Origin of the sequence: Aeromonas sp. R1-1 (genome assembly GCF_040908495.1) — a bacterium.
GTDB classification, from domain to species: Bacteria; Pseudomonadota; Gammaproteobacteria; order Enterobacterales; family Aeromonadaceae; genus Aeromonas; species Aeromonas veronii.
Genome location: NZ_JBFODV010000009.1, coordinates 1 through 26,761, shown reverse-complemented (window position 1 = coordinate 26,761; position 26,761 = coordinate 1). Strand labels below are relative to the sequence as shown.

Here is a 26,761-nt window from a genome sequence, read left to right as displayed (position 1 = left end):
GTGTCCCGTCCTGTGTTGCGGGAACGAAGTGAGCGGAGTTATCCCCGTAGTCTCAAGGCAAGACCACAGAAGTATGTGGTGCCAAAAGCCAATAAAAACAATGTCAGTCAGGATTAACGGACTGGCATTAGGCCGTTTGGCCTCTCTTCTCTATCTGGCTGTGGTCGCAGTCAGCGATGTGCTTACTTGACGCGCATTCCAGGCTGGGCGCCTTCCTGCGGCTCCAGGATCCAGAGATCCTTGCCGCCCGGGCCTGCGGCCAGCACCATGCCTTCGGACATGCCGAAACGCATCTTGCGCGGCGCCAGGTTGGCCACCATCACGGTCAGCTTGCCTTCCAGATCTTCCGGGTTGTAAGCGGACTTGATACCGGCAAACACCTGACGGGTTTCGCCGCCGATATCCAGTTGCAGCTTGAGCAGCTTCTCGGCTTCCGGTACCGCTTCGGCCTTCTTGATCAGCGCGACGCGCAGGTCAATCTTGGCAAAATCGTCATAGGTGATGGTTTCGCTGATGGGGTCATCAGCCAGCGGGCCGGTCACTTTCGGTGCCTGCTCTTTGGCCAGGTCTTCCTTGGAGGCCTCGATCATGGCTTCAATCTTCGCCGGCTCGATGCGTGAGAAGAGGGCTTTGAACGGTGCCACGGTGTGATCGACCAGCGGCATCTCGATGCCATCCCAGCTGAGGGTTTCGGCCAGGAAGGCTTCGGCACGCTCGGCCAGCAGCGGCATGACGGGCTTGAGGTAGGCCATCAGTACGCGGAACAGGTTGATACCGACGGAGCAAACAGCTTGCAGCTCGGCGTCAGCCCCTTCCTGCTTGGCGATGACCCAAGGAGCCTTGTCATCCACATAGCGGTTGGCCTTGTCGGCCAGCGCCATGATTTCGCGGATGGCACGGCTGAACTCGCGGCTCTCATAAGCCTCGGCAATGGCGGTGCGGGCATTGGCGAATTCGGCGTAGAGCTCGGGTTCGGCGCAGGTCGCCGCCAGCTTGCCGCCAAAACGCTTGGCGATAAAGCCGGCGTTGCGGGAGGCGAGGTTAACCAGCTTGTTGACCACGTCAGCGTTGACCCGCTGCACGAAATCTTCGAGGTTCAGGTCCAGATCGTCGATGCGGCTGTTGAGCTTGGCGGCGTAGTAGTAACGCAGGCACTCCGGATCCAGGTGGTTCAGGTAGGTGGATGCCTTGATAAAGGTGCCCTTGGACTTGGACATCTTGGCGCCGTTGACGGTCACATAGCCGTGTACGTTGACCTTGGTCGGCTTGCGGAAGTTGGCACCTTCCAGCATGGACGGCCAGAACAGGCAGTGGAAGTAGGCGATATCTTTACCGATGAAGTGGTAGAGCTCGGCGTCGGAGTCCGCTTTCCAGTAGCTGTCAAAGTCGATGTCGCCACGCTTGTTGCACAGGTTCTTGAAGGAAGCCATGTAACCGATGGGGGCATCCAGCCAGACGTAGAAGTACTTGCCCGGGGCGCCGGGAATTTCGAAACCGAAGTAGGGGGCGTCGCGGGTGATGTCCCACTGCTGCAGGCCGCTCTCGAACCACTCCTGCATCTTGTTGGCCATCTCTTCCTGAATGGCGCCGGAGCCGCGCACCCACTCAGAGAGCCATTTTTCAAACTGTGGCAGGTCGAAGAAGAAGTGCTCGGAGTCCTTCATTACCGGAGTCGCGCCGGAGACGGCAGATTTCGGATCGATCAGCTCGGTTGGGCTGTAGGTGGCGCCGCAGCTATCACAGTTGTCGCCATACTGCTCCGGAGACTTGCACTTGGGGCAGGTACCCTTGACGAAACGATCCGGCAGGAACATGGATTTTTCCGGATCGAACAGCTGGGAGATGGTGCGGCTCTTGATAAAGCCACCATTTTTCAGGCGGCCGTAGATCAACTCCGCCAGCTCGCGGTTTTCGTCGCTGTGGGTAGAGTGATAGTTGTCAAAGCTGATGTTGAACCCGGCGAAATCAGCCTGGTGCTCCTTGGATACAGCGGCAATCATCTCTTCCGGGGTGATCCCCATCTGCTGTGCCTTGAGCATGATCGGGGTGCCGTGGGCATCATCGGCACAGATGAAGTGCACCTGATGGCCGCGCATTCGCTGATAACGAACCCAGATATCGGCCTGGATATGTTCCAGCATGTGGCCAAGATGGATGGAGCCATTGGCATAGGGGAGGGCGCAGGTTACCAGCATTTTACGAGGATCAGTTGCCATATTACGTTCTTGATGTGCTTGTTGGGATGATAGAGTGCCGTGCATGTTACCCGAATTGGGGGTAGCCTGCCTAGGGTTGTGGCTATGCCAACCTTGGCAGCACCTGCTGTTACGATGGCAGGCAAGCCACTGATTTGTGTGCGGTAACCGTTCACCTCAAGATAATGACAAGATAATGAGGAGTTAATGGTGATTGATTCAGTAAAACAGATCCTCGCCGAATTTAAGCCAGCTGGCTGGCACAAGGATCTGGTGGATGCCGGATTTGTTCGCGAGATCATCAATCAGGGTCAGGGGCTTACTATCCGGCTGGTATTGCCGTTTGCCGGTCTCTCGCTGCTCGATCAGCTTAAAGAGAACTACGATGCCAGACTGCGCAGCGCCACCGGTGCTGCCCGTATCGACTGGGCGCTGGAGATTGACGTCGCCAGCATGCCGCGGGCGCAGGGCCTCAATGCCGTGCAGGGCATTCGCAACATCATCGTGGTTGCTTCCGGCAAGGGCGGGGTAGGCAAGTCCACCACTGCGGTCAACCTGGCGCTGGCCCTGCAAAAAGAGGGGGCGCGGGTCGCTATTCTCGATGCCGATATCTATGGCCCTTCCATTCCCACCATGATGGGCACCCTCAAGGAGCGCCCGGTCAGCCATGACGGCAAGCTGATGGAGCCGGTGATGGCCTGCGGCCTCAAGAGCAACAGCATCGGCTATCTGGTCTCCGAACAGGATGCCACCATCTGGCGTGGCCCGATGGCGAGCAAGGCGCTGGCGCAGATCCTCCATGAGACCCGCTGGGGCGAGGTGGATTATCTGGTGGTCGACATGCCGCCGGGCACTGGTGATATCCAGCTCACCATGGCCCAGCAGGTGCCGACTTCGGCGGCGGTGATTGTCACCACCCCGCAAGATGTGGCGCTGGCCGATGCCCGCAAGGGGATCGCCATGTTCAACAAGGTCGATGTGCCGGTGCTCGGCATCATCGAGAACATGAGCTACCACGTCTGCAGCGCCTGTGGTCATCATGAGCCGCTGTTTGGTACCGGTGGCGGCCAGAAGATGGCAGAGCAGTATCAAGTGGCACTGCTTGGTCAGTTGCCGCTGCACATCGATATCCGCCAACACATGGATGATGGTTGTCCGACGGTGTTCGGCGCCCCGGAAGGAAGCCTGGCTCAGGCCTATTTGAAGCTGGCGCGCAGGGTTGGGGCTGAACTCTTTTTCAGCGCAAAACCGATTGCGACCCCCCTCTATGCCATGGCGCTGGATGAATAATCGGCGGTCGGTCACTTGAAAGGGAATTGAGGGTGGGCATGACCCACCCTTTTTTATATAATGGATCGGTTTAAACCATCCCCACTGCTCTTCTCTTTTAGGTATTTGTCATGTCTGATACTCAACATTCGTGTGTGATCATCGGTATTGCGGGCGCATCTGCGTCTGGCAAAAGTCTTATAGCCCAGACCATTTATGAAGAGCTGGTGGCCGAACTGGGCGCAGGTCAGATTGGTGTGATCACCGAAGATTGCTACTACCGTGATCAGACCCACCTGACCATGGAAGAGCGGGTCAAGACCAACTATGACCACCCTAACGCGCTGGATCACGACTTGCTGGTACAGCACCTGAGCCAGCTGGTCAAAGGTGACGCGGTTGCCATTCCCCAATACTCCTACACCGAACACACCCGGATGAGCGAAGTGACCCCGTTTGCGCCGCGCCGGGTGATCATTCTGGAAGGGATCCTGCTGCTGACCGACAGCCGTCTGCGGGATCTGATGGATGCCTCCATCTTTATGGATACCCCGCTCGACATCTGCCTGCTGCGCCGTCTGGTGCGTGATGTGCAGGAGCGTGGCCGCACCATGGACTCCGTGCTCAAGCAGTACCAGAAGACGGTGCGTCCGATGTTCCTGCAGTTTATCGAGCCGTCCAAACAGTATGCCGATGTGATCGTGCCCCGTGGTGGCAAGAACCGCATCGCCATCGACATGCTCAAGGCGCGTATCCGCCACATGTTGATTGGTTAAGATGAAACAAGCCGGGTGATGCCCGGCTTTTTTAAAAGCACAATTTGTCAGGAGAGTCGCCCAATGCGTCTGTGTGATACCGATATTGAACGCCATCTGGATGAAGGCAAGATCGTCATTGAGCCACGGCCCGGGGTAGAGCGGATCAGTGGTGTCAGTGTCGATGTGCTGCTGGGTAACGAGTTTCGGGTGTTTCGCGATCATACCGCACCCTATATCGACCTGAGCGGCCCGAGCAGCGAGATGGCCGATGCTATCGATCGGGTGATGAGTGACGAGATCCACATCCCCGATGGCGAAGCCTTCTACCTGCACCCGGGTCAGCTGGCGCTGGCGGTGACCTACGAGTCCGTCACCTTGCCTGCCGATATCGTCGGCTGGCTGGATGGCCGTTCTTCACTGGCGCGGCTGGGTCTGATGGTGCACGTGACGGCGCACCGCATCGATCCGGGCTGGTCCGGTCGCATCGTGCTGGAGTTCTACAACGGCGGCAAACTGCCGCTGGCGCTGCGCCCGAAGATGAAGATCGGCGCCTTGAACTTCGAGATGCTCTCCGGCATAGCGGCCCGCCCCTACAACAAGCGGGAAAATGCCAAGTACAAGAGCCAGCAGGGCGCTGTTGCCAGCCGTATCAATCAGGACTGATGACAGGCCACACAGCAACGATTCAAGGGAGCACAAGGTGCTCCCTTTTTGCATCTGGAATCAAACGGATATGGGGTTGATGGTGCTGGTTGGATGAGATTGGTGGGGCAGGGACGTTTTATCACCACTTTTGCCCATTTTTCTGTCATAAAAACGTCATAAAAATGAAATTATTGGCTTAATTGTCAGCTATTTTTGCCCTTTCCTGCAATCATTGGTGGCTTTAATTAATCGATGGCAAGCCGCATAAAGACTGGCTCTAGGATATTTTTTTCCAAAAAGCTCTTTTTTTTTATGGCTGAAATATTTCAATGGTGGCTATGGTGTTGGCCGCCATCTGGCATAATCCGCCGCAACTCATAAACAGGCTTTTTTTTATGTTTGAAATGTTTAGTGGTTTGGGTTTGTGGTGGTCAATCGGTTTGGTATTGGCCGTTTTTTTTGTGCTTGCCTATGAATTTATCAACGGCTTTCACGATACCGCCAACGCGGTAGCAACGGTTATCTATACCAAGGCGATGCCAGCTCACCTGGCGGTCGTTGCATCGGGGATCTTCAACTTTTTTGGCGTCATGTTCGGCGGTCTGGGTGTGGCCTATGCCATTGTCCATCTGCTGCCCATCGACCTGCTGCTTGGGATGGACTCCACCCAAGGGTTGATCATGGTCTTCTCCCTGCTGTTTTCCGCCATCGTGTGGAACCTGGGCACCTGGTTCTTCGGGATCCCGGCCTCCAGTTCACATACCTTGATCGGTTCCATTCTGGGGGTAGGCGGCGCCTATGCCTGGATCACCCATAAACCGGTGACAGAAGGGATCAACGTGGGCAAAGCGATCGACATCATGTTGTCCCTCATCATCTCTCCCACCATCGGCTTCATTATCGCGGCATTGCTGCTGCTGGCGATGAAGCGCATCTGGACCAGCAACAAGATCCACAAAACGCCGGAAGAGCGCCAGCTGGTGGATGGCAAGAAACACCCGCCATTCTGGGCGCGTCTGACCCTGGTGGCCTCGGCCATGGGCGTCAGCTTCGTACACGGCTCCAACGATGGCCAGAAGGGCATCGGTCTGGTGATGCTGGTGCTGATCTGTATGGCGCCTGCCTATTTCGCACTGGACATGAACAGCCGCGCCTATGATCTGGACCGGACCCAGGATGCCAACCAGCGCATCATGGAGATCTACCAGCGCAACCAGTCCGCCCTCTCTGGTGTCATCAACTTCTCTGCACCGGCAACGGCTCAGGAAGAGCTGATGACCCACTGCTCCGCAGATGGCGTGCTGCAGGCGATGGCCACCCTGGATGCCCGTCTGGGTGCCGTGCGTACTTATGATCAGATGAGCCTGACCGACCGCCGCGAAGTGCGTCGTCTGCTGCTCTGTATCGATGACACCGCCCGCAAGGCTGCCAAGCTGCCGCTGCCAGCCAAGGAGCTGACCGATCTGGCCAAATGGCGCAAGGATCTGACCGCGACCGCTGAATACGCACCGACCTGGGTGATCGTTTCCATCGCGCTGGCGCTGGGTTGCGGCACCATGGTGGGCTGGCGTCGTATCGTCCATACCGTGGGCGAGAAGATCGGCACCACCGGCATGACCTACAGCCAGGGCATTGCGGCCCAGATCACGGCTGCTACCTCCATCGGGGTCGCCAGTCTGACCGGTATGCCGGTGTCCACCACCCACATCCTCTCTTCTGCGGTGGCGGGGACCATGATTGCCAATAAATCCGGCCTGCAGAGCCAGACCATCAAGACCATCCTGATGGCCTGGGTGTTGACCCTGCCGTTGACCATGCTGCTCTCCGGCGGCCTGTTTATCGTCAGCCACCATCTGTTTGGTTGATCTGCCGCGCTCATAATGCGGATCACAATGACGATGCCGCCCGGTCGAAAGATCGGGCGGCATTTTTTGTGTTGTCCCGTCCTGAATATGGTTTACACCTTTCCCCCCAATAAATGGAGAACCCGATGGGACAAGGTGTGAAACGGACACCGCGCGATGACTCGCTGACGTCTAAACTGGTGTTGGTCGAGCAGATTGAAAAAGGCGAGCTCTATAATGGTCTCATTTGAGAGCTGTGAGGTAGCTAGGGAACTGGGGACGATTCATTCCTTTGACGTCCCAGAGTGCCACAGGGATACCTTGTGAACCAGCACTCTGTTGCTTTAATAGCCAGCTCGCTATAACTGCAAGGGGCTGAGCCAGCGCAGCAGTTGCTGGCTTACCTGCGGGCTGCCGAGCAGGGCCATATGGCTGGTGCGATAGACGATCAGGGTATGGGCGGGCAGAAAGACCAGCTGATGGCGCGCTTTGTTGTGCTGGCCGAGGGCGCTGCGTAGCGGCACCAGTCCATCGCCAATCAGCCGGTCGGCCAGCAGGCTGCGCTTGGCGGCAGTGGTCGCGGCGATGGCATAACAGTTGACGCTGCAGGGTAAGGGGAGTGGAACGCGGGGATCGCGCAAGGGCACGGCGGGGTCGGGTTGGGCCACTTCGTCGATCACCTTGCCGTGGCGCAGATCCTTGATGCCTGCACTGCGCAGCCGCGCCAGTCTGACGAAGGGTTCGCTGTAGGCGGTAGCGGGCAACAACTGTTCCAGCCAGTGACCTGCATGTTCGAGCGGTGCGCCGTGGTGTGGTGTGCCGAGAAATATCAGGTTGGCAAGGTGCGCAGGCCAGGTGAGCCCGGCCACGCCGGCATGGTGGCAGGCGCTGCGTGCAACCAGTCCCCCCATGCTATAGCCCATTATCGTTATCTCTTTGAGCTCTCCCGGCCAGTGGGCGAGCAACTGCTCCAGCAACAGAGCAAGTTGCTGCCCGTTTTGTGCGATGGGCAGGCCCGAGTTGTAGCGCAGGTAAAGAGGCTGATAGTCAAGCGCGTTGGCAAGTTGCTCCCCGTGATTGACCGGCTTGCCTTGGTGTTCGGTCTGCCACTGCAGATCGTTCATGCACAGGCCATGGATCATCAGCAGCACCCGTCCCTCGCTGGGTAGATCCTCCGGCATTGCTTGCCAATCGAGGGGCTTGCCCTGATAGCGCAGGGTCATGGGGGTGGCGAGGGCATTGTGGTGCTCGACCAGCTTGTCCCCCAACACGCCGTTGAGCGTGGCGATCAGGGCCGCGCGTTTCGGGGTTTCGGGGATCTGGTGGGGCGGCGGTGTGGCTGGCAGGCGGCTGAGCAGATGGTTGATGCCGCTGCTTAGGTTGTTGGCGGTGCCATGTACCCCCTTGTAGACCAGCCCGGTGATCCCGGCTGTTTTTCCCTCATCCCGTCCCTTGAGCCCCATACCGCTCAGTACCGCCTGATGTACCGCTTCGGTGATCTCTACCGCGGCGGGCAGCGCCAGAGTCAGCAGTTGCGCCAGCTCGCGGATATCCGAAAGATGCCAGGAAGAGGATGGCGAGGGGTCTGTGGCGTCGGTCATGGCAAGCCCTTGTGAAAGCGGGTATCGCGTTGTCGTGCCGCGAAGAGCGCAACGTATCTCTATATCAAACCAGCTTGCGCCCTTTGTGGCGGGTTTACCAGTAACGGGCCATGCATGGCGGGGCTGATAAGAACCGCTTGCGAAGCCGGTCACGGTAATGACAGGGAAAATCACCTCTACTTCGTCATATGAAGCCACATGGAGAGGTGATGATGTCGCTGTTTGATGAGGTGCGGGTACAGGATTTGTGTGCACGGTTGTTCGATAGCCAGAACGGAAAGGGCTGCTCCCTTGAGAGTCGGCATGGTAGGGAGCTGAAGGATCTGTTGCAGGCAGTGGCCGGGATCACGCCGGTTGGCCGAGGTGCTCATTATGTGTTGACCGACGCGGGGCGGACTTATCTGACCGGACAACTGGCACGGGCAGATCCCCCCGAACCGGACAAGGGTGAGCAGCTGCAACGTTTGGGAGTGAGTTTGCCTGCACGGCTCAATCAGGCCTGCTTTTATGCCCTCTGGCATGGGGACAGCAAGCATTCGCGATCAGCATCCCTTGCAGCGCCACAGCTTGCGGACTTGTCGCTCACGCAGGATGAGGTGATCCGCATCCGTACCCTCGACCCGCTCTCACTGGTCGATCGGCAAGGTCAGCAGCACGATATGACGGCAATGATGGCACTGTTGGGGGAGTTGGCGTTGCCAGAGCGGGTTCTGGGCACGTTGCTGGCCATCGGCTGGCAAGGGGATCGGGTCATTACGGTGGAGAACAAGGGGGCCTTTGTCGACTACCCGCTGCAACCCGGGCAACTGCTGCTTTTTGCCCCCGGTCGCAATACTACCCTGGCCAAGCAGCTGATCCCGCTGCTGCCTGTGGGCGTGCAGTGGGCACATTTTGGCGATCTCGATCAACGGGGTATCGATATTGCCATCGAGCTGGCGCGCGAGCTAAATCGACCTGCCATGCTCTGGCTCCCCTGTGAGCTGAAACCTTATCTGGAGCACTATGCCCGCCCTGTTCGCACCTTTGCAACGGACAGTGGCAAGGTGCCCTGGCGTGTGACGACGCAGGCTGATCAGGTTGATGGTCATGGCACGCCGGCAGGTGTTCCCTGGCTCGATAAACTGATCACAGACGGGACTTGGCTGGAGCAGGAGGTTTTGATTCTGGCCCCTCACTGGCGGAGCTGGTCATTGGAAGAGATGGGCAATCAGGGGTGAAACGGGGAGCCTGTGCTCCCCGTTATTTCGTGGTCAGCTGTTTACTTGGCGTTGATGGGCCCCTTGGTGCCGGCATCATTATCGACCCAGCCATCTTCACCCTTGATGCGGCGATCCCCCTGAATTGTGTAGATGACCATGCCATCCTTGAACACCAGCGCGCCATCGGATTTCTTGGCATTGACCTTCTTGTCGTTGACCCACACCTGATCCTTGCCATCGATGCGGATATTGGCCACGGTGGCGCCGGTTTGGGGGAAGGTGGCGATCCAGTTGCCCGCATAGGGGCTGCCGCTGGTTGCCGCGGCCGGAGCATTGCCAACACCGGCAGCAGCGTTCTCAGCCTTGGTTTTGTTGATATCGCAGCCATTGAGCTCGCTCACCTGAGTGCAGCCCGAGCGCTCCAGCTTCTGCTCATAGCTCAGATTCAGACCGCCCTCCGCCGCAGGGGCGGCCGCGCCAAATCCCGCCTTGGCATTTTCCGCTTTGGTTTTGTGAATGTCACAGCCCTGCGCCTCGGTGACCTGGGTGCAGCCGGATCGCTCCAGTTGCTCGGCATATTTGGCACTGATGGCGTGGGCAGGGGTGATACCGAGCAGGGTCAGGGTGATGAGCAGAGCAGCATTCCTGGACATAGATAATCCCTCAAAGATGTAAGTCATGCAGGTTCATCCGCGCAGTTGCGGCAGTGAACGTCGGCCTCTTCTGAGCATCCGAGACAGATGCGCAGCTGGCGTATTCACGTTAGCACCTTGGGCCAACCGCGCCCAGCAATGTGGCCGGAAGATAAGGCGAGAGGCGATACGGGAGTGCAGGGGAAGCGAGATAGCAGCAGTGTCAACGCTGGAGAGATCATTCCAAGAGAAAAGGTGTTGCGGGCATTATCATAATGATAACTGTCGCCCCGCTGATATCATTTCAGCCCCTGAAACTGACCTTTGATGATAATTCTCACCGACGTCGAGATATCGCCTTTGATTATTATCACCTTGCTATTTTATGGCTTGGCTGATCTGCGCACATTTTTATGGATTAAATCGCTGAAATAGCCGCTGATTTTGTGGGTGACATCACACACTTTCGCCATTTATTAATATCTGCCTGCATTTTATTGGTTTGGCATGGTTATTGATTGCCTCATATCGACGCTAACCGACGCGCTCACCCACAACCGGGATGCTGGTGACATCGTGAGTGAAAGGGGAGCTATCCATATCTCATCCAATGATTGGGGCGAACGATGAAAGCAGTTAACGAATTAATCAAAGAGATCAGAGCACTCAAATCCAACCTGCATGAAAAAGATTTTCTGCTGACCTGGGAGCAAACCCCTCAGGAGCTGGAGCTGGTATTGAAACTGGCCGAATCCCTCAAGACCCTGCGCGCCGAAAATATCTGCACCAAACTGTTTAACAGCGGGCTCGGTATCTCGGTTTTCCGCGATAACTCCACCCGAACCCGCTTCTCTTACGCCTCTGCCCTGAACCTGCTCGGTCTGGCCCAGCAGGATCTGGACGAGGGCAAATCCCAGATCGCCCATGGCGAAACCGTCCGTGAAACCGCCAATATGATTTCCTTCTGCGCCGATGCCATCGGGATCCGTGACGACATGTTCCTCGGTGCCGGTAACGCCTATATGCGCGAAGTGGGCGCCGCACTGGATGAAGGGTTCGAGAAGGGGGTGCTCCCCCAGCGTCCGGCGCTGGTCAACCTGCAGTGCGACATTGATCACCCGACCCAGTCGATGGCTGATCTCGCCTGGTTACAGGAGCACTTCGGTAGTCTGGAGAGCCTCAAGGGCAAGAAGATTGCGATGACCTGGGCCTACTCCCCCAGCTACGGCAAGCCGCTCTCCGTGCCCCAGGGCATCATTGGTCTGATGACCCGTTTCGGTATGGACGTGACCCTGGCCCACCCGGAAGGGTATGACCTGATCCCAGATGTGATCGAAGTGGCCAAAGAGAACGCCAAGGCCTCCGGCGGCAGCTTCCGTCAGGTCACCTCCATGGAAGAGGCTTTCAAGGATGCGGATATCGTCTATCCCAAGTCCTGGGCCCCCTACAAGGTGATGGAGCAGCGCACCGAGTTGCTGCGCGCCAATGATCACGCCGGCCTCAAAGAGCTGGAGAAACACTGCCTTGAGCAGAACGCCAAGCACAAGGATTGGCACTGCACCGAGGAGATGATGAAGCTCACCAAGGGGGGCGAGGCGCTCTATATGCACTGCCTACCGGCCGATATTTCCGGCGTCTCCTGCAAAGAGGGCGAAGTGACCGAAGGGGTATTCGAGAAATACCGTATCGCCACTTACAAAGAGGCGAGCTGGAAGCCCTATATTATCGCCGCCATGATCATGGCCCGTAAATTCTCCGCCCCGGCAGAAACTCTGGAAAATCTGATTAAAGAGGCGCAAAAGCGGGTGAAATAAATAACGGCAGGGCAGGGTGAATATTCATCCTGCCCATACTGTCGAATTCATTATTTCGAGTTTTCTCCCCGTGGTATCTGAATAACGGATCTCCCGGCGAGGCAGCTCTTTGTCAGGTAACGCCTAGTGAGGTAAGCATGTCCCAATTTTCGCTGAAGATGGATATTGCCGATAACCGCTTTTTTACCGCCGAGCCATCTCCGCTGTTTTCTCGCGCCGAAGCACAAAAGGCTCGCGCTTTTCATAAAAAACTGGCCGGTTATGAACCGACCCCATTGTGCGACCTGAAAGATCTGGCCGCCTATATCGGGGTGAAAAATATATTGGTCAAGGACGAGTCAAAGCGCTTTGGCCTCAACGCCTTCAAGATGCTAGGTGGCGTCTACGCCATTGCCAACTTGCTCTGTGAAAAGTACGGGGTGGCCATCGAGGATTTCTCCTTCGATCTCATCAAACGCACCATCAAGGAGCCGATGACATTCGCCACCACCACAGATGGTAACCACGGTCGTGGCGTTGCCTGGGCCGCCAAACAGGTGGGTCAGCATGCGGTGGTCTACATGCCCAAGGGCTCGGCCCAGGAGCGGGTTGACCACATCCTCAATCTCGGTGCCGAGTGCATCGTCACCGACATGAACTATGACGACACCGTGCGCCTAACCATGAAGATGGCCGAAGAGCGCGGCTGGCACATAGTGCAGGACACCGCCTGGGAGGGCTACACCAAGATCCCGACCTGGATCATGCAGGGTTACTCCACCCTGGCCGACGAAGCGGTCGAGCAGATGCAGGCCATGGGCATCAAGCAGCCGACCCACGTGTTGCTGCAGGCTGGCGTTGGTGCGCTGGCGGGCGGTGTGCTCGGTTATCTGGTGGACTGCTTCGGGGCGAAAAACCTGCACAGTATCGTGGTCGAACCGGATCAGGCCGACTGCATCTACCGCTCCGGTGTGGCGGGGGAGATGGTCAACGTGGGGGGCGACATGCGCACCATCATGGCCGGTCTCGCCTGCGGTGAACCCAATCCGCTCGGCTGGCCGCTGCTCAGAAGCTGCACCACCCAGTTCATCTCCTGTCACGACAAGGTGTCGGCGCTGGGTATGCGGGTGCTGGGCAACCCCCTTGGCAATGATCCGCGCATCATCTCCGGCGAATCCGGCTCGGTCGGCACCGGCGTGCTGGCGGCGGTGCGTCACCACCCGGACCGCGCGGCGCTGATGGCTCGCCTCGGGCTGGATAGCAACTCGGTCGTGCTGATCATCAACACCGAAGGGGACACCGATGTGACCCACTACCGGGAAGTGGTGTGGGAAGGCAAACATACTGCCTGCGACTAACTCTCCCGCCAGAGCAGAGACACGAATTGAAGCATTGATCGCGCCTCGCCAACGGGGCGCGGTAACGGGCACAGGGCGCTGCCGATGAACAGGCCGCGCACTCTCAGTTGTTATGGAGAATCACAATGAGCAAGCAAATTCCGTTTGAAATGGTGTTGGAGAAGGCCTACCAGTACAAGGCCGAGATGAGTCAGTTCCTGCGCGACATGATCGCCATCCCGAGCGAGAGCTGCGATGAAGAGCGCGTAGTACTGCGCATCAAGCAGGAGATGGAGAAGGTTGGCTTTGACAAGGTCGAGATCGACCCCATGGGTAACGTACTGGGCTATATCGGCCACGGCCCGCACCTGATCGCCATGGATGCCCACATCGATACCGTGGGCGTCGGCAACATGGCCAACTGGAAGTTTGACCCCTATGAGGGGATGGAAGATCACGAGATCATCGGTGGTCGCGGCGCATCTGACCAAGAAGGCGGCATGGCCTCCATGGTCTATGCGGGCAAGATCATCAAGGACCTCGGGCTGGAGGATCAGTACACCCTGCTGGTGACCGGTACCGTGCAGGAGGAGGACTGCGACGGTCTCTGCTGGCAGTACATCATCGAGCAGAGCAAGATCCGCCCCGAGTTCGTGGTCAGTACCGAACCCACCGACTGCCAGATCTACCGTGGCCAACGTGGCCGCATGGAGATCCGCATCGATGTGCAGGGGGTCAGCTGCCACGGCTCTGCGCCGGAGCGCGGTGACAACGCCATCTTCAAGATGGGCCCCATCCTTGGCGAGCTGCAAGAGCTCAGCCACAACCTCGGCAATGATGACTTCCTCGGCAAGGGCACCCTGACCGTCTCCGAGATCTTCTTCACTTCGCCAAGCCGCTGCGCCGTGGCAGACAGCTGCGCCGTCTCCATCGACCGCCGCCTCACCTGGGGTGAAACCTGGCAAGGGGCGCTCGACGAGATCCGCGCGCTGCCTGCGGTGCAAGCTGCCGGTGCCGAGGTCTCCATGTATCAGTACGACCGTCCGGCCTACACCGGTCTGGTCTACCCGACCGAGTGCTACTTCCCGACCTGGAAGGTGGAAGAGGATCACATCACCGTCAAAACCCTCTCCAAGGCTTATCGCGAGCTGTTCAACAAGGAGCCGGTGGTGGACAAGTGGACCTTCTCGACCAACGGGGTCTCCATCATGGGTCGCCACGGTATTCCGGTCATCGGTTTTGGCCCGGGTAAAGAGCCGGAGGCCCACGCCCCGAACGAGAAGACCTGGAAAGAGCATCTGGTCAAGTGCGCCGCCATGTACGCCGTGATCCCCATGCTCTATCTGGCCGAGCTGGACAAGTAAGGGGGCTGCCGGGTGGTGACTGCCATTGCCGCCCGGCTGTCGCAAGTGTGGCAAGTGCCCCGTCTGTTTTGAGGCGGGGTTTTGCTGTTTGAAGTGATGTTCGAGGTGGTGGGGATGAAACGGTTGATCAAAAACGGTGTGTTGGTCGATGCGCAGGGTGAATATCGTCAGGATCTGCTGATCGAAAACGGGGTGATCCGCGCCCGTGCCGCCGATATCCAGCCCGATGGCGAGACCGAAGTGATCGATGCCAGCGGCTGCTACGTGATGCCGGGCGGTATCGATGTCCACACCCACTTCAACATTGATGCCGGGATTGCCCGCAGTTGCGATGACTTTTTCAGCGGTACCCGTGCCGCCGCCTGTGGTGGCACCACCACCATCGTCGATCACATGGGATTTGGCCCGGCGGGGTGCGACCTGCATCACCAGCTGGCCCGCTATCACGACTACGCCGCCGATCAGGCGGTGATCGACTACAGCTTTCACGGCGTGATCCAGCATGTGGATGACGCCATCCTCCACGAGATGGCCGCCATGGTGCAGGAGGAGGGGATCAGCAGCTTCAAGCTCTACCTCACCTACCAGTACAAGCTGGGGGACCATGACGTGCTGCGTGCCTTGGCCCGCCTCAAGGAGGTGGGGGCGCTTGCCACCGTCCACCCCGAGAACGATGCCGCCATCGCGGCGCGCCGGGCAGCCCTGCTGGCCGCCGGTCACTGTGAACCTTGGTATCACCCGCAAAGCCGCCCGCTGGAGTGCGAGGCGGAGGCCATCGCCCGGATGATCAATCTGGCGGGGCTCGCGGGCAATGCCCCGCTCTATATCGTCCACCTCTCCAACGGACTGGGGTTGGAGTATCTGAAGCTGGCGCGCCGTCAGGGCCAGCCAGTCTGGGTGGAAACCTGCCCGCAATATCTGCTTTTGGATGATTCCTGCTACTACCGGGAGAACGGGGTCGACTATCTGCTCAGCCCGCCGCTGCGCTCGCGCTGCGAGCAGGACAAGCTGTGGGTCGGCATCGCTGCGGGCGACATCGATACGGTGGCGACCGATCACTGCAACTTCTCCCACGCCCAGCGCATGACCCTCTCGGGCGGCGATTTCAGCCGCTGTCCCAACGGCTTGCCCGGGGTCGAGAACCGGATGCTGCTGCTGTTTGCCCACGGGGTGCTCGGAGGGCGCATCTCGCCATCACGCTTCGTGGCCCTCACCAGCGCCAACCCGGCGCGCCTGTTTGGCCTCTGGCCGCGCAAGGGCAATCTGCAACCGGAGGCCGACGCCGATCTGGTGCTGATGGATCCCCGTGGCGAGACCCTGATTTCCCATCAACAGTTGCACGACAACGGCGACTACAGCCCCTACGAGGGGATGCGCTGTCCCGGCCAGATCAGGATGACCCTCAGTCGCGGCGAGATAGTCGCTCGCGACGGCGAATTTACCGGGCAACGGGGGCATGGCAGCTTTTTGGCCAGAGCGCCCTTTGATCCGCTGCTGGGCGCGGCGGCCCGAGAACAGCAATCAGCACAGCAATAGACAGAACAACCGAGTCGGTATGACACCGGCCCACCCTTATCATCGGAGAGCACAAGATGAAACAGCGTATCGTACTGGCCCTGGGGGGCAACGCTCTGGGCAACAACCTGCCCGAGCAGATGAAGGCGGTGCAGAGCACGGCGCACACCATCGCCGACCTGATCGCCCAGGGGCACGAGGTGGTGGTGACCCACGGCAACGGGCCGCAGGTGGGGATGATCCAGCAGGCGTTCGAGGTGGCGGCCCGCCATGACCCCAAATCCCCCCATCTGCCCATGTCGGTCTGCGTGGCCCTGAGTCAGGGTTATATCGGTTATGACCTGCAAAATGCTCTGCGTGAAGCCCTGCTGGAACGCGGCATCCACAAGCCGGTTGCCACGCTGGTGACCCAGGTTGAGGTGGATAAAAACGATCCCGCCTTCCTTGACCCGAGCAAGCCCATCGGCGGCTTCTTCAGCAAGGAGGAGGCCGAGGCGCTGATGGCCAAGGGCGAGCGGCTCAAAGAGGATGCCGGCCGTGGCTATCGCAGAGTGGTCGCATCTCCCAAACCCGTAGATATCATCGAGAAAGAGACCGTCTCTGCCATGCTGGCCGCCGGTCAGGTGGTGATCACCGTTGGGGGCGGCGGCATTCCGGTGCTGCGGGAGGGCAATCACCTGCGCGGTGCCAGTGCGGTGATCGACAAGGATTGGGCCAGTGCCAAGCTGGCGGAGCTTATCGACGCCGACATGCTAATCATCCTCACCGCGGTGGAGAAGGTTGCCATCAACTTCGGCAAGCCCGATGTGCAGTGGCTCGATCAGCTGAGCGTGGCCGATGCCAACAGCTTTATTGCCCAGGGGCAGTTTGCCAAGGGCTCCATGCTGCCCAAGGTGGAGGCGGCGCTCTCGTTCGCGACCTCCATGCCGGGGCGCAAATCCCTGATAACCTTGCTGGAGAAGGCTGCCGACGGCATTGCCGGCAAGACGGGAACCCTTATCAGCCGCTAGGTGTTCCAGCTCGGGTTGAGTGTGATTGCGGGGGCCGTCGGCCCCCTTGTTCATTTTGGGGCAGTCATGGTCAGCGGAGGATGAGCGGCGTAAGATGGCCGCCTTCAAGCGCGGGCAAGACGCCGAGAGCAGACCCGGCGCAATGAGTGACAAGAGGTGAGTAACAAACAAATGAGCGGAAGGATCAATATGGCGGCGCTTGGGGGGCTTGTTCTGCTCACCGCCATCTGGAGTTACAGCTGGATCGTGATGAAGCAGGTGATGCTTTACGCGGGGGCCTTCGAGTTCACCGCCCTGCGCTGCCTGTGCGGATCTCTGGTTCTGCTGCTGGTGTTGGCCCTGCGCGGTCGCCGTTATCTCAAACCCACCCCGTTTCGCTATACCCTCGCCATCGCCCTGTTCCAGACCTGCGGCATGGTGGGGTTGGCTCAGTGGGCGCTGATCAGCGGCGGGGCGGGCAAGGTGGCTATTCTGAGCTACACCATGCCGTTCTGGGTGGTGATTTTCGCGGCGCTCTTTCTCGGCGAGCGGATGCGCAAGCTCCACTATCTGGCGGTCGGGGTAGCGGCCTGCGGGCTGCTGCTGGTGATCGAGCCCTGGCAGCTGCATCTCGATTCCATGAAGAGTGCGCTGCTGGGGATTGCCTCCGGCATCTGCTGGGGGATCAGTGCCATCATCGCCAAGCGGATGTATGCCCGCCACCCCGCGGTGGATCTGATGTCCCTCACCACTTGGCAGATGATCTACGCCACCATGGTGATGGCCGTGGTGGCGGCGCTGGTGCCGGAGCGACCCATCGACTGGCAGCCCTATGTGTTTGGTGCGCTCGCCTACAGCGCCATCTTCGCCACGGCGCTGGCCTGGAGCCTCTGGCTGTTTGTATTGAAAAAGCTGCCTGCCGGGATCGCCAGCCTCAGTACCCTGGCGGTGCCGGTGAGCGGCGTGCTGCTCTCCTGGTGGCTGCTGGGCGAAAATCCGGGGCCGGTGGAGGGCAGCGGCATCGCCCTTATCGTGCTGGCGCTTATCGTCATCAGCCGCAAGGGCAAGCGCTCTGTGGTGTCGGTGGCGGGGGAGACCCGCGTCAAGCACGGTTGAGTGGTGACTGGGCTGCCAGTGGCACGATAAACGGCACTCAAAAGAGCCCGCGACAGGGGACCAACCCCTCGTTACAATGGCGTGGTCTGACTGTGCTGGAGCACAGGTATCTGATTTATTGTGATTATTTCAACGAACCTAACGGCAAGGATGAGACCGTATGATGACGCTGGTGTGGTTGGCTGTAGGCCTGGTGTGTCTGGTGGTGGGGGCCGAATCTCTGGTGCGGGGCGCATCTCGCCTCGCCACCATGATGGGGATATCGCCACTGGTGGTGGGATTGACCATAGTGGCCTTTGGGACCAGTGCTCCCGAGCTGGCGGTGAGCATCCAGTCTGGCCTCGAGGGGCAGGCAGGGATAGCGGTGGGGAACGTGGTCGGCAGCAATATCTTCAACGTGCTGTTTATTTTAGGTATTTCGGCACTGATCGTACCGTTGACCGTCTCCCAGCAACTGGTACGTCTCGATGTGCCCTTGATGATAGTGGTCTCTTTTCTGGTGTTGTTGCTGGGCTACGATGGCCGTATTGCTCCGCTGGAAGGGGCGCTGCTGTTTGCCGGCATCATCGCCTACACCGCGTTTCTCTTTGTCCAGAGTCGACGGGAAAACAAAGCGGTGCAGGCGGAGTACGAGCAGGAGTTTGGTACCCGTGAAGCGAGTACGGCGGGCAACTGGTTGCGCAATCTGCTCTTTATTGCCGCAGGTCTGGGTCTGCTGATCCTCGGCTCCCGCCTGCTGGTTGGCAGTGCAGTGGAGATTGCCCACTACTTTGGGGTGAGCGATCTGATCATCGGCTTGACCATAGTGGCGGCCGGTACCTCCTTGCCCGAAGTGGTGACCTCCATCGTCGCAGCCCTGCGCGGGGAGCGGGATATCGCTGTGGGGAACGTGGTGGGCAGCAATATCTTCAATATCCTCTGCGTGCTGGGGCTCACCTCCATCGTCACTCCCGGTGGGCTTGAAGTGTCGGCCACCGCCCTTCAGTTCGATATTCCGGTAATGATTGCGGTGGCGCTTGCCTGCCTGCCCATCTTCTTTACCGGTTACACCATCGCTCGCTGGGAAGGGGCGCTGTTTCTGGCCTACTACATCGGCTACACCTGCTGGCTGATCCTCCACGCCACATCCAGTCCGCTGCAAGGTCAGTTCAGTGCAGCGCTAACCGGTTTTGTGTTGCCGCTCACCGCCATCACTCTGGTTGTGCTGGCGGTGCGAGCCTGGCGATTGCAACGAACCCGGTCGTGATGCAGGTTCTCCTGATGTAAAGGCGCTGCATCAACCGACAGGCCGAAAAAAGCCCCACCATCATGGTGGGGCTTTTTGCTTGGTGAGGGGGACGCTATCGGCGCTGGGCCAGATGCATCATGGCTTCCAGCACGGCGCCGCCGATGGCGCGTGCCTTGTCCGATACCGTGGTGGCGTCGGCCCGCTCGCCTCTGGGGTCGATGTCACCGATCTTGAAGCCGACGGTCACCTCGATGCCATCGCTGAGCAGACCTCGCACCATACCGGAGAGCGGCGCGATAATAGGGGCGTCACCCACATGGGCGATCACATCTCCCTCCTGCACCAGATCACCGAGCTTGATAATGCTCTTCATCACCCCGGCGACAGGGGCGCGCACCACTCGGCGGGCGGAGTGCCCCTCGATCACCCCGGGAATGCCGGTATTGGGCTGGGCAGGGCCCTGATAGATGACCCGCCCCAGATGATGACCGCGGTTGGTCTCGATCACCGCATCGCAGTCGCGCCCCGCCTCAAATCCCGGGCCAAGGGCCACCGTGATGGGGGCCATCTCCTTGTGGGTGCCGAGGTTCTGCTTGGCGAGGATGGCATCCACCAGATAGCGGGGCTTGAGCTCGGCGAGGGTGGCACAGTCGGGGTCTACCAGTAGCGGAATGACGCCCCGATCCAGCTGCTCGAACGCCTGCTCGACGCTCTCGACCCGCTTGGCGCGCACCCCTTCGACGCTGGTTTCACCATCAAACATCCCTTGAGCGAAGGCGACAGTGCGGCGGATCACCGTGGGCTTGTCGAGATCCAGCATCACCACCTTGAAGCCGGCATTGTGCAGCCGCAACGCGACGCCGGTGGCGATATCGCCGGAGCCGCGCATCACCACCAGTTGATCCCGCTTAAGGCGCACGTCATCCTGCATTAGCCCACCAGATTTACCGTTTTTCACTTGAAGCAGCTCGGCGAGGATGCTGATGGCGATCTCCTCGGGGGTTTCGGCTCCGATGTTGTAACCGATGGGGGCGTGCAGCTGCTGCAGTTGCTCCTGGCTCACCCCTTGCTGGCGCAGCGCCTGGGTGAAGGTCTGCACCTTGCGCTTGCTGGCGAGTAGCCCCAGATAGGCGAGGGGACGGCTGATGAGGCGATCCAGCGCCTCCTTGTCCTGATGGTTGGTGGCGATGATGACGAAGTTGGCGGGTTCGATGGCCAGTTTCTCGATCACCGCGCTGATGGTATCGGCCTGCACCAGATGGGTACCGGCGGGGAAGAGATCAGGGTTGAGGCTCCCCTCGAAGCAATCCCCGACATGGACATCAAAGCCGAGCGGCGCCGCGGCATGGGCCACAGCCCGGTTGACGTGGCCGGCACCAATGAGCACCAGCCGTGGTCGCAGACCATAGACATCGATATAGACCGACATGGCACCACCGCAATCCGACCCGACCGCATGCTCACCGTTGCGTGCCATCCGGCCGTGGAAGATGCGCGGCTTGCGCTCGGCAATGGCGGCCATCGCTTCCTCGATCACCAGCCGCTCGATCATGCCGCCGCCGATGGTACCGAGGATCTGGCCATCGGCCATCACCAGCATCTGGGCCTGATGGCGCGGGGTGGAGCCCCGGCTCTCGATGATCTGGGCCATGGCAAACGGCGTGTTCTCCTGTTCCAGTCGGGCTGCGTGTGCAAACAGATTCATAAGGTACCTCTTTTCATCCTTAAAACGTCAGGGGTGAGGCTAAAGCGCCTCCCCGTGCGGAGCTGTGCAGATCAGGTGACGGATGGGGGGGGATTCGCGCACGGCCCCCTGCCAGATGGCGTGGATCTCGGGGTGGCGGCTCTGCAGCTTTATCAATTCCGCCAGCCACGACGCCTCATTTTGATAATCGCCATTGATAAACCAGATCCGGCGCGCCCCGGGCGGGGTGCCCTTGAACACCCCCTCGGGGTGGGAGAGCAGTCTGTCAAACAGTGCCCAATCCAGTGGCTCACCCGCCGCAATCCCGCACAGGGCCTGCAATTCAGCCCAGCGGTGGATCTGCGATGGCTCGGCATTGGCTCCCACCATGGCGCCGCCCAGCAGGGCGATCACCCAGTCACTTTGGTGTGGAATGCAAGGTTCATGCAAAGCGGGCACTTTCAATAACTTGTGATGGGCGCCATCCGCTTCGACCAGGATGAGATCGAAGCGCTGCTGTCCTTTGAGCAGGTCGATTTGGCGCAGATCCGGCCCTGCAACCTTGCCGGTGCGCTCGTCAAGATGGCTGAACAGGGCAACCAGGGTCGGTTTATCGGGCAGTTGCTGGCAGCGGGTCAGCTGGCGGACGGGATCGGCTTCAATAATCAATTCCCGATAGTGTGACGGGGCAGGTAGAAACATCCGGGTGGTGGTGGTAATTAGCACCTTTTTGCCCTGTTGATAAAAATATTCCGCCAGCCATAACAGGGTGCTGGTTTTTCCACCGGCCCCGCAGAGGCTAATTAAGGTGGTACGGCTATCAATATTTTCGGTGAGCGGGTTTAATAGCGGATCTATATCTGGAAATGCGATAGCAACAACATGTGGTAGCGACATAATGACGACCAAAATAAATATCGAAGGGAGTGGAAAACAACGTTGCCAGGAACAAGTGCAGTGTGACTGTATAATAACGGCGGCGGGTTTATCTTCCCGAATGGGTACCTGGAAAATGATGCTACCTTATTGCCAGGGGACAATGCTTGATGCAAGTCTCAAAAATGCCCTGGTTTTTTGTCAGCGGGTTATTCTGGTGGTGGGCCATCGTGGCGAGGAACTTCAAGCCCGCTACGGGTCACGGCCGGATATTGTTGTCGTCCACAACCCCGACTATCGGAAGGGGCTGGGCAGCTCCATCCGCTGCGCCCTGGCGGCCAGTGACGCAGACTACCTCTTTATCAGCCACGGGGATCTCCCCTGTATCCCGCGCGAGGTCTATCAACAGCTCTGGCAGGCACGGGGTTGTGAGGCTCTCTTTCCCACCTGGCAGGGGGAGGCGGGCCATCCGGTGTTGCTGCCAAAATCCCTTGCCCGCGAGTTGGCAGCGGCCCCGGTGCAGTCGTCGGTACGGTGCTGGTTGCAAGGGCATCCGCACCGTATGGTGCCAGTTGACAGCCCCGCCATCCTGTTTGATGTGGATACCCCGGAGCGCTATCAGGCGCTGCTGGGTGGCATTCTTGAAAATGAGAGTTAGCCCACGAAATAACCCAGTTTAAAAAGATAACGGGGAGATAAATGGCGTATCAAAGTGATATTTCTCGCACTTAATCTGATAGGGCGAGTTCTTTTTGAACTGCTCATTAAGTAAATTCCAGAGTGATTGATAACTACTCGCAATACCCATAATGGTGACATCGTAATTTCTCATCATTAATTGGAGCTGTCTCACGCTTTTACCCTAAAAAATAGTTTTGTAGCTCGTTTTGTAACTGTAGTGGCCTGATAGTTGCTCTTCTCCTTGCCAAGGGGGAACACCCGTGCGGGATACCCCATTTATTCATGCTGCCAATGGGCAGAACAGCTGCAAGGAGATAGCCATGGGCGATATTATGCGACCCGTTCCGTTCAAGAACCTGCTGACCCGTATTTTTGCGGAATATAAAGAGAGTCAGAGCATTTTCGGTATTCCCGCCGCGCAATTCTATCGCAAGCAGGACGAGCGCAAGATCAAGGTGTTCGGTGAAACCTGCGAGACCCCCATTGGCCCGGCAGCTGGCCCCCATACCCAGTTGGCCCAGAACATCGTCACCTCCTGGCTGACCGGCGGGCGCTTTATCGAGCTCAAGACGGTGCAGGTCCTGGACCGTCTCGAACTGGAAAAGCCCTGTATCGATGCCGAGGATGAGTGCTTCAACACCGAGTGGTCCACCGAGTTCACCCTGCCCAAGGCGTTTGACGAGTATCTTAAAGCCTGGTTTGCCCTCTACCTGTTAGAAGAGGTGTTCGACCCGCGCCTCGACGGAGAGGCCAAGTCCTTCATCTTCAACATGAGCGTGGGGTACAACCTCGATGGCATCAAACAGCCACCGATGCAGCAGTTCATCCACAGTCTGATGGATGCAAGCCAAAGTCCGAAATTTGCCGAGTACCAGCAGGTGCTGCGCGAGCTGGTGGTCGACGAGCAGTTTATCGCCGAGCTGGGACTGGGGGCGCGGCGTGATCGTCTGCAACAGCTGGTGGAACGCATCCCGGCCAATCTAGTGCACGGTGTCACCCTCTCCACCATGCACGGCTGCCCGCCGAACGAGATCGAGGCCATCTGCCGCTACATGCTGGAAGAGAAGGGGCTCAACACCTTCGTCAAACTGAACCCGACCCTGCTGGGCTACCCGCGGGTGCGCGAGATCCTCGATACCTGCGGCTTTGATTACATTGGTCTGAGCGAAGAGTCGTTCGATCACGACCTCAAGCTGGATCAGGCCAAGGCGATGCTGACCCGCTTGATGGCGCTGGGGGCCGAGAAGGGGCTCACCTTCGGGGTCAAGCTGACCAACACCCTGGGCACCATCAACCGCAAAGGGGCGCTGCCGGGGGATGAGATGTATATGTCCGGCCGTGCGCTGTTCCCGCTCTCCATCAACGTGGCAGCCGTGCTGTCCCGCGCCTTCGATGGCAAGCTGCCTATCTCCTACTCGGGCGGCGCCAGCAAGTTCAACATCGCGGAGATATTTGAAACCGGCATTCGTCCCATCACCATGGCCACCGACCTGCTCAAACCGGGTGGCTACCTGCGCCAGATTGAGTGTCTCAAAGAGATCGACGCCTCTGACAGCTGGGGCATGAGTCAGGTGGATGTGGCCAAGCTGGAGGCGCTTGCTGCCAAGGCGCTCACCATGGATTACACCCAGAAGGAGTGGAAGTCCGACGATCGTATCGAAGTGGGCGGTGGTCTGCCGCTGACTGACTGCTATGTGGCACCCTGCGTCACCGCCTGCGCCGTGCATCAGGATATCCCCGAGTACATTCGCCTGATGGGCGAGGGGGAGTATGTGGCGGCCCTTGAGCTGATTTATCAGCGCAACGCCTTGCCCGCCATCACCGGCCATATCTGCGATCACCAGTGCCAGTACAACTGCACCCGTCTCGACTACGACAGTGCGCTCAATATCCGCGAGCTGAAAAAAGTGGCACTGGAGCGCGGCTGGGAAGGGTACAAGGCCCGCTGGCACAAACCGGCAGGCAGTGGTGACAAGCACCCGGTTGCGGTGATTGGTGCAGGCCCTGCCGGTCTCTCCGCCGGTTACTTCCTGGCCCGTGCCGGTCATCCGGTCACCGTGTTCGAGCGTGAAGCCGATGCCGGTGGCGTGGTCAAGCACATCATCCCCGAGTTCCGCATCCCGGCCGAGCTTATCCAGCACGACATCGACTTTGTCGCCGCCCACGGGGTCAAGTTCGAGTTTGGTTGCGATCCGGCGCTCACCGTCGACAAGCTGCACGCCCAGGGCTTTAGCTATGTCTTCGTCGGCATCGGCGCCGACAAGAATGGCGGCATGCGCCTCGAGGGGGGTCACGAGCGGATTTACAAATCCTTCCACTTCCTGCGCAGCTTCAATCAGGGCAAACCGCTGCCGCTGGGCCGCCATGTGGCTGTGGTTGGTGCCGGCAACACCGCCATGGACTGTGCCCGCGCCGCCCTCAAGGTGCCCGGTGTCAGCGATGTGACCGTGATCTACCGTCGTAGCGAAAAAGAGATGCCCGCCTATCGCGAGGAGTATCTGGAAGCGGTGGAAGATGGAGTGCGTTTCTGCTTCCTCACCAATCCGGAGCGCTTTGAGAAAGATGGCAAGCTCACTGTGCGGATGATGGCGCTGGGGGATCCTGACGAGCAGGGCCGCCGCCGTCCGGTGCCTACCGAGCAGACCGAAGTGATGCAGATGGATGCCCTGATCACCGCCATCGGCGAGCAGCCTGACTGCGAGGTGCTCAAAGCGATGGGGATTCCTCTTGGCAACGATGGCTGGCCCGAGGTGGATGGCCAGACCGGCGAAACCAGCCGTCGCAACGTCTTCCTCATCGGTGACGTGCAGAGCGGCCCGTCCTCCATCGTCGGTGCCATCGGTGGTGCCCGCCGCGCCGCGGATCTGGTGCTCTCTCGTGAGCATATCGCCAGCCAGCAGAGTGAAGTGACCATCCAGCCGTCGGGCAAGGATGAGATCTACCGCCGCAAGGGGAGCATCGCCGTCACCATGGTTGACCAGAACGAGCGCGATGCCTTCGTGGCGCAAGAGGCGCACCGTTGCCTCGAGTGCAACTACCTCTGCAGCAAGTGCGTGGATGTCTGCCCCAACCGGGCCAACGTCGCCATCGCGGTGCCGGGCTTCAAAGACCAGTTCCAGACCCTGCACCTGGATGCCTACTGCAACGAATGTGGCAACTGCGCCCAGTTCTGCCCGTGGCAGGGCAAGCCCTATCAGGACAAGGTCACCATCTTCAGCCTGCCCGAGGACTTCGACAACAGCCGCAACCCCGGGTTCTATCTGGCGGATGGTGGCGAACTGCGGGTGCGTCAGGATGGCGAGACCTATCGCCTGACCATCGACGCCCAGAGCCGGATCAAGGATGCCCCCGAGGCGCTCGCTGACATGTGCCGCATCATCAGCCATGTCCATGCTCATCACCACTACCTGCTGGGGGCCGTCGAGGCCTGAGCGAACCACGAATAAGCGAAGGAGCAAACCATGTTTATTCTGAAGAACGTCACCGCTGTCCAGCTGGAGCCGACTCGGGTGCTGGAAGGGGTGGATATCGCCATCGAAGGATCGCTTATCAAAGCGGTGGGGCCCAATCTGCGGGCCCTCTACCCGGAGGCCAACTATCGGGAGATGGGGGGCAAGCTGGTGATGCCGGGCATCGTCTGTGCCCACAACCACTTCTACTCCGGCCTGTCGCGGGGGATCATGGCCAATATCGCCCCTTGCCCGGATTTTATCTCCACCCTGAAAAACCTCTGGTGGCGGCTCGATCGGGCGCTCGATGAGGAGTCCCTCTACTACAGCGGTCTCATCTGCTCGCTGGAAGCGATCAAGAGCGGCTGCAGCGCGGTGATCGACCACCACGCTTCGCCCAACTTCATCAAGGGTTCCCTGAATGTATTGCGAAAAGGGTTTGTGGAGGCGGGCCTGCGCGGCATGACCTGCTTCGAGACCACGGACCGCAACGGCGGCCTTGCCGAGCTGCAGGCCGGGGTGGAGGAGAACATCCTGTTCGCGCAGGCCATTGATGCCGCCAAGGCCAAGGGGAACGAACCCTATC

At 59.3% G+C, this 26,761-nt stretch carries 20 protein-coding genes; 15 read left to right on the top strand and 5 right to left on the bottom strand.

Annotation, left to right across the window (positions count from 1 at the left end):
- Nucleotides 1–182: 182 nt before the first annotated feature.
- Nucleotides 183–2,216 carry a methionine--tRNA ligase gene (gene metG, locus AB5Y92_RS00360; RefSeq protein ID WP_026034905.1) on the bottom strand — a complete coding sequence of 678 codons (2,034 nt, stop codon included), beginning with the start codon at nucleotides 2,214–2,216 and terminating at the stop codon, nucleotides 183–185.
- A gap of 186 nt (nucleotides 2,217–2,402) precedes the next feature.
- Between metG and apbC the strand changes: the two genes are divergently transcribed.
- The 4 genes from apbC to AB5Y92_RS00340 all read left to right on the top strand — a co-directional run bounded on the left by apbC (nucleotide 2,403) and on the right by AB5Y92_RS00340 (nucleotide 6,732).
- Complete coding sequence (apbC, locus tag AB5Y92_RS00355; protein WP_058057670.1) at nucleotides 2,403–3,485, top strand: iron-sulfur cluster carrier protein ApbC; 1,083 nt, start codon at nucleotides 2,403–2,405, stop codon at nucleotides 3,483–3,485.
- Between the two features lie 110 nt (nucleotides 3,486–3,595).
- Complete coding sequence (udk, locus tag AB5Y92_RS00350) at nucleotides 3,596–4,240, top strand: uridine kinase (protein ID WP_005345570.1); 645 nt, start codon at nucleotides 3,596–3,598, stop codon at nucleotides 4,238–4,240.
- Nucleotides 4,241–4,303: 63 nt separating this feature from the next.
- A complete protein-coding gene (dcd, locus tag AB5Y92_RS00345; RefSeq protein ID WP_201987612.1) occupies nucleotides 4,304–4,885 on the top strand; it encodes a dCTP deaminase in 582 nt (193 codons plus the stop codon).
- A gap of 377 nt (nucleotides 4,886–5,262) precedes the next feature.
- The gene (locus AB5Y92_RS00340; RefSeq protein ID WP_021230067.1) at nucleotides 5,263–6,732 is read left to right on the top strand and encodes an inorganic phosphate transporter; all 1,470 of its coding nucleotides are present in this window, start codon (nucleotides 5,263–5,265) and stop codon (nucleotides 6,730–6,732) included.
- Nucleotides 6,733–7,070: 338 nt separating this feature from the next.
- Here AB5Y92_RS00340 and AB5Y92_RS00335 read toward each other — a convergent pair whose 3' ends face one another.
- Nucleotides 7,071–8,312 (bottom strand): esterase/lipase family protein, encoded by a 1,242-nt coding sequence (locus AB5Y92_RS00335; protein WP_368225094.1) that lies wholly within the window; start codon nucleotides 8,310–8,312, stop codon nucleotides 7,071–7,073.
- A 212-nt stretch (nucleotides 8,313–8,524) separates the two neighbouring features.
- Between AB5Y92_RS00335 and AB5Y92_RS00330 the strand changes: the two genes are divergently transcribed.
- Entirely contained in the window at nucleotides 8,525–9,529 is a 1,005-nt protein-coding gene (locus AB5Y92_RS00330; RefSeq protein ID WP_368225098.1) for a Wadjet anti-phage system protein JetD domain-containing protein, read from the top strand.
- 41 nt (nucleotides 9,530–9,570) lie between these two features.
- Here the strand turns inward: AB5Y92_RS00330 and AB5Y92_RS00325 are convergent, their stop codons facing one another.
- Nucleotides 9,571–10,164, bottom strand: coding sequence for a hypothetical protein (locus AB5Y92_RS00325; protein ID WP_005336813.1), 594 nt, complete (start codon nucleotides 10,162–10,164; stop codon nucleotides 9,571–9,573).
- Nucleotides 10,165–10,769: 605 nt separating this feature from the next.
- Between AB5Y92_RS00325 and ygeW the strand changes: the two genes are divergently transcribed.
- The 7 genes from ygeW (at nucleotide 10,770) to AB5Y92_RS00290 (ending at nucleotide 19,503) form a co-directional block, all read left to right on the top strand.
- Nucleotides 10,770–11,957: a knotted carbamoyltransferase YgeW gene (gene ygeW / locus AB5Y92_RS00320; RefSeq protein ID WP_005336811.1), complete on the top strand. Its 1,188-nt coding sequence runs from the start codon at nucleotides 10,770–10,772 to the stop codon at nucleotides 11,955–11,957.
- Nucleotides 11,958–12,094: 137 nt separating this feature from the next.
- A complete protein-coding gene (dpaL, locus tag AB5Y92_RS00315) occupies nucleotides 12,095–13,294 on the top strand; it encodes a diaminopropionate ammonia-lyase (protein ID WP_368225092.1) in 1,200 nt (399 codons plus the stop codon).
- 125 nt (nucleotides 13,295–13,419) lie between these two features.
- Complete coding sequence (locus tag AB5Y92_RS00310) at nucleotides 13,420–14,637, top strand: YgeY family selenium metabolism-linked hydrolase (protein WP_040070003.1); 1,218 nt, start codon at nucleotides 13,420–13,422, stop codon at nucleotides 14,635–14,637.
- Nucleotides 14,638–14,751: 114 nt separating this feature from the next.
- Nucleotides 14,752–16,173: a dihydropyrimidinase gene (gene hydA, locus AB5Y92_RS00305; protein ID WP_368225091.1), complete on the top strand. Its 1,422-nt coding sequence runs from the start codon at nucleotides 14,752–14,754 to the stop codon at nucleotides 16,171–16,173.
- Nucleotides 16,174–16,229: 56 nt separating this feature from the next.
- The gene (arcC, locus tag AB5Y92_RS00300; RefSeq protein ID WP_368225089.1) at nucleotides 16,230–17,162 is read left to right on the top strand and encodes a carbamate kinase; all 933 of its coding nucleotides are present in this window, start codon (nucleotides 16,230–16,232) and stop codon (nucleotides 17,160–17,162) included.
- A 171-nt stretch (nucleotides 17,163–17,333) separates the two neighbouring features.
- Complete coding sequence (locus AB5Y92_RS00295) at nucleotides 17,334–18,257, top strand: DMT family transporter (protein WP_368225097.1); 924 nt, start codon at nucleotides 17,334–17,336, stop codon at nucleotides 18,255–18,257.
- 160 nt (nucleotides 18,258–18,417) lie between these two features.
- Entirely contained in the window at nucleotides 18,418–19,503 is a 1,086-nt protein-coding gene (locus AB5Y92_RS00290) for a calcium/sodium antiporter (protein ID WP_042011257.1), read from the top strand.
- 94 nt (nucleotides 19,504–19,597) lie between these two features.
- Here the strand turns inward: AB5Y92_RS00290 and yqeB are convergent, their stop codons facing one another.
- Together yqeB and yqeC are read right to left on the bottom strand one after the other, a co-directional pair.
- Nucleotides 19,598–21,190, bottom strand: a complete 1,593-nt coding sequence (yqeB, locus tag AB5Y92_RS00285) for a selenium-dependent molybdenum cofactor biosynthesis protein YqeB (RefSeq protein ID WP_368225087.1) — start codon at nucleotides 21,188–21,190, stop codon at nucleotides 19,598–19,600.
- Between the two features lie 39 nt (nucleotides 21,191–21,229).
- Nucleotides 21,230–22,066: a selenium cofactor biosynthesis protein YqeC gene (yqeC, locus tag AB5Y92_RS00280; RefSeq protein ID WP_368225085.1), complete on the bottom strand. Its 837-nt coding sequence runs from the start codon at nucleotides 22,064–22,066 to the stop codon at nucleotides 21,230–21,232.
- Between the two features lies 1 nt (nucleotide 22,067).
- Here yqeC and mocA point away from each other — a divergent pair, with 1 nt between their 5' ends.
- From mocA to AB5Y92_RS00265, 3 genes are all read left to right on the top strand, one after another.
- Nucleotides 22,068–22,703 (top strand): molybdenum cofactor cytidylyltransferase, encoded by a 636-nt coding sequence (mocA, locus tag AB5Y92_RS00275; protein WP_368225083.1) that lies wholly within the window; start codon nucleotides 22,068–22,070, stop codon nucleotides 22,701–22,703.
- Between the two features lie 343 nt (nucleotides 22,704–23,046).
- On the top strand, nucleotides 23,047–26,157 hold the full coding sequence (gene ygfK, locus AB5Y92_RS00270; RefSeq protein ID WP_368225081.1) for a putative selenate reductase subunit YgfK: 3,111 nt from the start codon (nucleotides 23,047–23,049) through the stop codon (nucleotides 26,155–26,157).
- Nucleotides 26,158–26,187: 30 nt separating this feature from the next.
- On the top strand, nucleotides 26,188–26,761 hold a 574-nt coding region (locus tag AB5Y92_RS00265; protein WP_368225079.1), incomplete at its 3' end, for an amidohydrolase family protein.